The sequence below is a fragment of the Mycobacterium sp. THU-M104 genome, from assembly GCF_049197365.1.
Taxonomy (GTDB): domain Bacteria; phylum Actinomycetota; class Actinomycetes; order Mycobacteriales; family Mycobacteriaceae; genus Mycobacterium.
The window spans coordinates 1-5673 of sequence record NZ_JBMIOP010000217.1; the positions used below are offsets into that span (position 1 = coordinate 1).

Sequence of the window (5673 nt, forward strand, 5' to 3'; positions counted from 1 at the left end):
CGCCGCCCACAACACCTACACCGACGACATCAGCATGATCGACAAAGGCGCCGCCTTCGCCGCCAGCCGCATCAACGGCACCCCCACCCCCCAGGCACCACCCGCACCGGTAGGCGGCGCCGGCGGCAGCTTCGGCACCTGACACCGATCGGCTGGGGGCGTGATCACCGGTGATGACAGCATCGCGGCGACGAGATCGGTCGCAGCCGCCGGCAACGTCGCGGTGGCCGGATCGGTCGCCACCGCCGGCAACGTCGCGGTGGCCGGATCGGTCGCCACCGCCGGCAGCGTTGCGATAGCGGGCTCGGCGGGCACCGCGGGCAGCGTCGGCGTGATCGGCAGCGTGTTGACGGTGCTGAGCGTTCTGGTGCGCGAATGTGTGGCATGCATGGCGTGTATCGCCTGCGCGCGGTGCGTCGCCTGCATCGGTTGCGTACGTTGCGTCGACTGTGTGGGGTGCGTCGGGTGCGTGAACTGCTCGGGTCTGCGCAATGCCATTGGCGCCCGCAACGTCAGCGCTGAGTCCGGCCAGTGAGGTTCGTGGACGACGAACCACAGGACTGGGATCGTCACGGACGTGGCGTCTGACTCGCGACGACAACCGAGCCCACGCAACCCGAGGCCGACGTCCGATTCCTTCTTGTGAATTCTCACCGAACAGGTAGCAAACTGCTGACCTTCGAAGGTACGCGGATGTAATGTCCGGATTTGCCAGACGACAAAGTCCCGTCAACTAGCGGCCTGCCCGATCGCATGCCGACGGATCATGAGGGGCCACCGTGAGCACATCCGAGATCTCCGATGTATCTCCCGTAACTGATGTCGCGACCGACGAAGTCATGGTGGCGATCCGCGACGGAACCCTGCTACTGGGCGGTGATCCCGCCGCCGTCGAGTGCTATGTCGACAGGCTGCGGGCGAGCACCGGGCACGCCATTCGCGTCGCCGGGATCGAGGGGGCATCGGTGACGAACGCCGGCAGCGGCCTGGCCATGCTGACCTCGCTGCTGACCGACACCGGCAAGTACGTCCAGCTGGGCCGGGACAGCCTCGCCGCGTTGAAGGATGGCGCGCTGATCCCCGGCGGCGACGGCTTCTTCCGGCTGACAACGCTCGCCGCCGACGATCGGCTCCTTGCGCCGCTGCAGTGGCGTCCGGCGGGGATCGGCCCGGAAGCGATGATGTCAGCGCAGCTGATCGCCGTGCAGATGGCACTGAAGTCCGCGGTCGCCGAGGTGGAGGACGCCGTCCGTCGCGTCGAGGACAAGGTCGAGGCGGTCCTGGAGGTGGCGCGCGCTCACCGGGCAGACGACGTCCTGGGCAACAACCTGACGGTGACGCGGATGGTCGACTCGCTGGAGACATACGGCTCGCTGCCCGACGCGTACTGGGATTCGGTGGCCGCGCTGGGGCCGGCGCTCAACGTCACCGTCGAGCAACTACGCAACCACGTGATTCGCATCCTGGCGTCGTTCGATCATCCGATGGCCGTGCAGCAGCGCGCGGCAACGCTGCGAAAAGCGATGAACGACAGTCGCATTGGCGACACCTTGAGCCTGCTGGTGATCGCCGAGGAGTCGCTGCACAACTGGCAGCGACTGAGCCTGGCGCGCATCGAGTCGACCCAACCCGAGCAGTTGTTGCGGGCCATCGACGAAGCTCGCGAGCTCGTCGAACATCATCTCGGACAGGACCTGCGCATCTACCGAGACGCCAAGAACGTGCTGGACCGATGCGGGACACTCGTGGCCATTGACGGCTTCCGCTTCTCGTCAGTGCGAGAACTCGCCAGGCAGCGTGGCATGCTGCGCGAGGAACTCGACAATTTCATCCAGGCCCGCCATCAGCAGGTGGAGGACTGGGAGGACTTGTCCATTCCCAGCGTGCTCGATGCCGCGTCGGCAGCCGTGGGGGCCGCGGCGACCGCGACGGGCCAGGTGCTCGCGGCCGTGGGCCGGGGGGCCGTCTGGCTGGGAGCGCAGCTGGCCAAGCCAGTGTCGCGCAGCGGAGTAAATCCCGGGCAGGGATCCGCACAGGCGTGACGGTCTCTTGAAGCGCCGTCGATGGTGTTGCTTCCCCGCGGCAGTCCCCTTCTTGCCGTCGACGATCTGGAGTCGCCCGCCGGCCGCTCAGGTCGTGGCTGAGGCCTTCAGCACCGCCAGCGCGGCGACGCTGAGGCGGGCGAGTTCGTCGGCCTCGCCGGGAGTCAGTGCGGCCGCGACAATCTCAGCCATCCGCTGGTTGGTCGCCTGCTCGACCTCGGCGTAGCGGTCCTTTTTGTCCGCGCCGTCCGCGAACGGCTCGGGCCAGCCGAACATCGCCGCATACTGGTGCCCCTTGTTGAGCATGTGCGCTTCCACCGGCGTGATGCCGGAAATGGTGAGGGCGTTGAAATGCACATTGCCGCGCAACTCGCGCAGGACGTGCATGACCTGCAGCGCCCGCGCGGGCGCGTCGTCGGCCGGAGGCATGGCGCGCCAGCCGGCATACAGCGGCAGGCCCGTATCCGGTGCCGCCGCGATGATCTTCTCCCCCAGCGCCGCGATGCGGTCCAGGCCCTCGGCGCCGGCCAGGTGCCTGCGGCCGAAGCCGGCGACCTGGTCCCAGTACACCTCGGCCGCGCCGGCCGCGCCGCGCACCGCGATTCCCTCCTCCCACAAGCCGCGCAGGAAGTTGGGCTCGAATGCGACGAACACCGAAGCGACTGTGGCGCCGGTGGCCTCGCCCAGCACGCCGCCGCGGCCGGCGACGTATCCGGTGAGCGGGTTCTGGTAGCCGGCGGCGATGCTTTCAGCGAACGTCTCGGGATGCAGCATGAACACCGCGACCGCTTGTTCGATGGGCGCGGCCGCGGCGATGGTGGCGTCGAGCACGTCGTCGTGACCCATTGAGAATCTCCTTGTCAGTCCTGGCGCTGCGTGTTTCGCAGGCTACTCCTGGGGGTCGGTGGCGACCGCGCGCCCACCCGCGCAACACCATCGCGCAATACCCGACCTCAGGTTGCCGCGGGAATGAGCACCGCCCCCCATGCGAATTGCCCGCCTCCGAGCGACTATTCAGCGACAGACCGATTGCGACGAGCAGCGATGCACCATGATGCGCATCATGATGCATACCTCAGCGATTCGCGATGCTAGGATTATCGCGTGCGTACGACGGTCGACTTGGACGATGACACCGCGAAGGCGGTGGAGCAGTTGCGCCACGACCGCGGTATCGGCACCAGCGAGGCGGTCAACCATCTCATCCGACAAGGCCTCCTCCCCCGCGACGCCGGCAGGCCGTTCACCCAGAAGACCGCCAAACTCGGTATCCGCGTGGATGTCTCGAACGTAGCCCAAGCGCTCGAGGACCTCGACGGCATCGAGGCGCGTTGAGGTGCTGGTCGACGCCAACATCTTGCTCTACGCCGTCGATGAGACCAGCCCGTTCCACCCGCCGGCCCGCACGTGGCTGGAGGACACCCTCAACGGGGACCGCCGGATCGGTATTCCGTGGAGTTCCGTGGCTGCGTTCATCCGGATCGCGACTCACCCGCGGGCGCTGCGGTCGCCCCTGGCCGCGGCGGAGGCGTGGGCGTTCGTCGAGGATTGGCTGGATGCGCCAACCACGTGGGTTCCCGCGCCGGGGCGCAGTCACCGGAGCATTTTCGGCCGCCTTGTGCGGGACTTGGATTTGCGCGGCAACCTGGTCAGCGATGCCGCACTCGCCGCGCTGTGCATCGAGCATGGCCTGACGATCGTCAGCGCGGACTCGGATTTCGCCCGATTCGGCGAGGTGCACTGGCTCAACCCCATCCAGAGGGGCGACGGCAAGTAATCGGGTGGGCCATGGCGGGCGCACATCCGTGAGGGTTCTATGGCCTCAACGTAGCGGGACGGTTGCAACGCCCGTCCCGCCCGCGTGCGTCGCAATACGCTCGCTAACCGCCCGTTCTGCTGATTGACCTACGCGTCTGCTGGATCGGATCGGGTGAGAACCGTTGTGCGCCATCGAGATCGCGACGCGCCCGCCCAGGCGTTCTAGCCGGATATATTGACGACGAGCTTGCCGACGTTGGCGCCGTCGAAGAGCATGTTGATGGCCGTCGGCAACTGCTCGAAGCCCTCGACGACGGTCTCGAGCGGGGTGAGCTTGCCCGCGGTGATCAGGCCGGCGATCTCGGCGATCGCTTCCGGCGCGCGCCCGAAGTGGTCGAGGACGATGAAGCCCTGCACCATCGCGCGCTGGATGAGCAGGTTGCCGAACGCGCGCGGCCCCGGCGGCGGATCGGCCGCGTTGTAGCCCGAGATCATGCCGCACAACGCCACCCGCGCACCGATGTTGAGGCGCGCGAAGATGGCGTCCATGATGTCGCCGCCCACGTTCTCGAAGTCGACGTCGATGCCATTCGGTGTGGCCGCGGCGAGCTGGGCGGCCCAGTCGCCGGCGCGGTGGTCGACGGCCGCGTCGAAGCCGAGCCGCTCGGTGATCAGCGCGCACTTCTCGGGCCCGCCGGCGATCCCCACGACGCGCGCGCCGGCGGCCTTGGCGAGCTGACCGGCCACCGAGCCCACCGCACCGGCTGCCGCGGAGACCACCACCGTCTCCCCCGGCTTCGGCTTGCCGATGTCGCGGATGCCGACCCAGGCGGTCAGTCCGGTCATGCCCAGCGCGCCGAGATAGGCGCTCGGCGACACGCCCTCGGCCACCTCGACCGGCATCAGCGGCGCCGCCGGCGAGGCGACCGCGTACTGCTGCCAGCCGACCAGACCCTGCACCATCTGGCCCACCCGATAGTCGGGGCTGTTGGACGCGACCACCTCGCCGAGGCCCAGCCCGCGCATCACCTCCCCGATGCCGACCGGCGGCAGGTAGGTCGGGGTGGCGCTGATCCACATGCGGTTGGTCGGATCCAGCGAGATCCAGTCGACGCGCACCAGCGCCTCACCGTCACCGATGTTCGGCACCGCCTCCTCGCTGAGCTCGAAGGTGTCCGCGTCGATGCGCCCCGTGGGGCGCCGGCGGAGAAGGAAGCGACGGTTGCGTTCGGCCATGAGCTACACGGTAGCGCCGAACGGCCGCCGGTCGCCGTCGCATCGGGCGACGCGGGGCGTTGTGCTGAAGTTGCTGCGCCGAAACACCGCACCGACGGCCGCGGTCCGCCTACCCTCGACGCATGTCGCAATCAGACATGGTCGACACCGTCAGGCCCGCTGCGGATGGTGACTCGGTCAGCAGGCTGGCCGCCTACCGCACCTGCGCCGAACGCATCCACGCGACGTGGCCGGCGTTTGCCGTCGAGCGCCGCAGACGCCTGCGGCAAGGCGGAGGCGGGCAGCCCGTCGAGAAGGTCGCCGAGAACATCCTGGAGAACCTTTTCACCACCGTCCTGGACTGGCCGATCGAAAACGTCCGGCCGCAGGTGGAACGGGCCGACATCGTGTTGACCCGACTGGGGCTGAAATACCTGGTGCTGGAGGTCAAACGGCCCGGCTGGCTGACCGGGCACAAGACGGCGATCGACGCCGCGTTGACCCAGGCCCGTCGCTACGCCGACGATCAGCGCGTCAAGGCGGTGGCGGTGAGCGACTCGATGATGCTGTACGCGGCCGACGTCGTCGGTGGCGGTTTGCGCCCTCGGGTGTGGCTGCAACTTGACACCGAGGAAGCCCCCGAGGATCTGTGGTGGTT

Annotated in this window: 7 protein-coding genes; 5 read left to right on the top strand and 2 right to left on the bottom strand. The window is 68.3% G+C overall.

Going from position 1 to position 5673, the window contains the following annotated elements:
- Positions 1-160 precede the first annotated feature (160 nt).
- Positions 161-535, top strand: a complete 375-nt coding sequence (locus ACOJVU_RS16765; protein ID WP_421530797.1) for a hypothetical protein — start codon at positions 161-163, stop codon at positions 533-535.
- A gap of 244 nt (positions 536-779) precedes the next feature.
- The gene (locus tag ACOJVU_RS16770) at positions 780-2042 is read left to right on the top strand and encodes a hypothetical protein (RefSeq protein WP_421530798.1); all 1263 of its coding nucleotides are present in this window, start codon (positions 780-782) and stop codon (positions 2040-2042) included.
- Positions 2043-2129: 87 nt separating this feature from the next.
- Here the strand turns inward: ACOJVU_RS16770 and ACOJVU_RS16775 are convergent, their stop codons facing one another.
- The gene (locus ACOJVU_RS16775; RefSeq protein ID WP_421530799.1) at positions 2130-2888 is read right to left on the bottom strand and encodes an SCO6745 family protein; all 759 of its coding nucleotides are present in this window, start codon (positions 2886-2888) and stop codon (positions 2130-2132) included.
- A 258-nt stretch (positions 2889-3146) separates the two neighbouring features.
- Between ACOJVU_RS16775 and ACOJVU_RS16780 the strand changes: the two genes are divergently transcribed.
- Both ACOJVU_RS16780 and ACOJVU_RS16785 read left to right on the top strand, forming a co-directional pair.
- Positions 3147-3377 (top strand): ribbon-helix-helix protein, CopG family, encoded by a 231-nt coding sequence (locus ACOJVU_RS16780; protein ID WP_421530800.1) that lies wholly within the window; start codon positions 3147-3149, stop codon positions 3375-3377.
- Between the two features lies 1 nt (position 3378).
- Positions 3379-3819, top strand: coding sequence for a TA system VapC family ribonuclease toxin (locus ACOJVU_RS16785; RefSeq protein ID WP_421530801.1), 441 nt, complete (start codon positions 3379-3381; stop codon positions 3817-3819).
- A 203-nt stretch (positions 3820-4022) separates the two neighbouring features.
- Here the strand turns inward: ACOJVU_RS16785 and ACOJVU_RS16790 are convergent, their stop codons facing one another.
- Positions 4023-5036: an NADP-dependent oxidoreductase gene (locus ACOJVU_RS16790; RefSeq protein ID WP_421530802.1), complete on the bottom strand. Its 1014-nt coding sequence runs from the start codon at positions 5034-5036 to the stop codon at positions 4023-4025.
- A 122-nt stretch (positions 5037-5158) separates the two neighbouring features.
- Here ACOJVU_RS16790 and ACOJVU_RS16795 point away from each other — a divergent pair.
- On the top strand, positions 5159-5673 hold a 515-nt coding region (locus tag ACOJVU_RS16795; protein ID WP_421530803.1), incomplete at its 3' end, for a type I restriction endonuclease.

Coding starts and splice junctions, on each gene's coding strand:
- ACOJVU_RS16775 (WP_421530799.1), bottom strand. CDS start 2,888: ATGGGTCACGACGACGTGCTCGACGCCACCATCGCCGCGGCCGCGCCC.
- ACOJVU_RS16790 (WP_421530802.1), bottom strand. CDS start 5,036: ATGGCCGAACGCAACCGTCGCTTCCTTCTCCGCCGGCGCCCCACGGGG.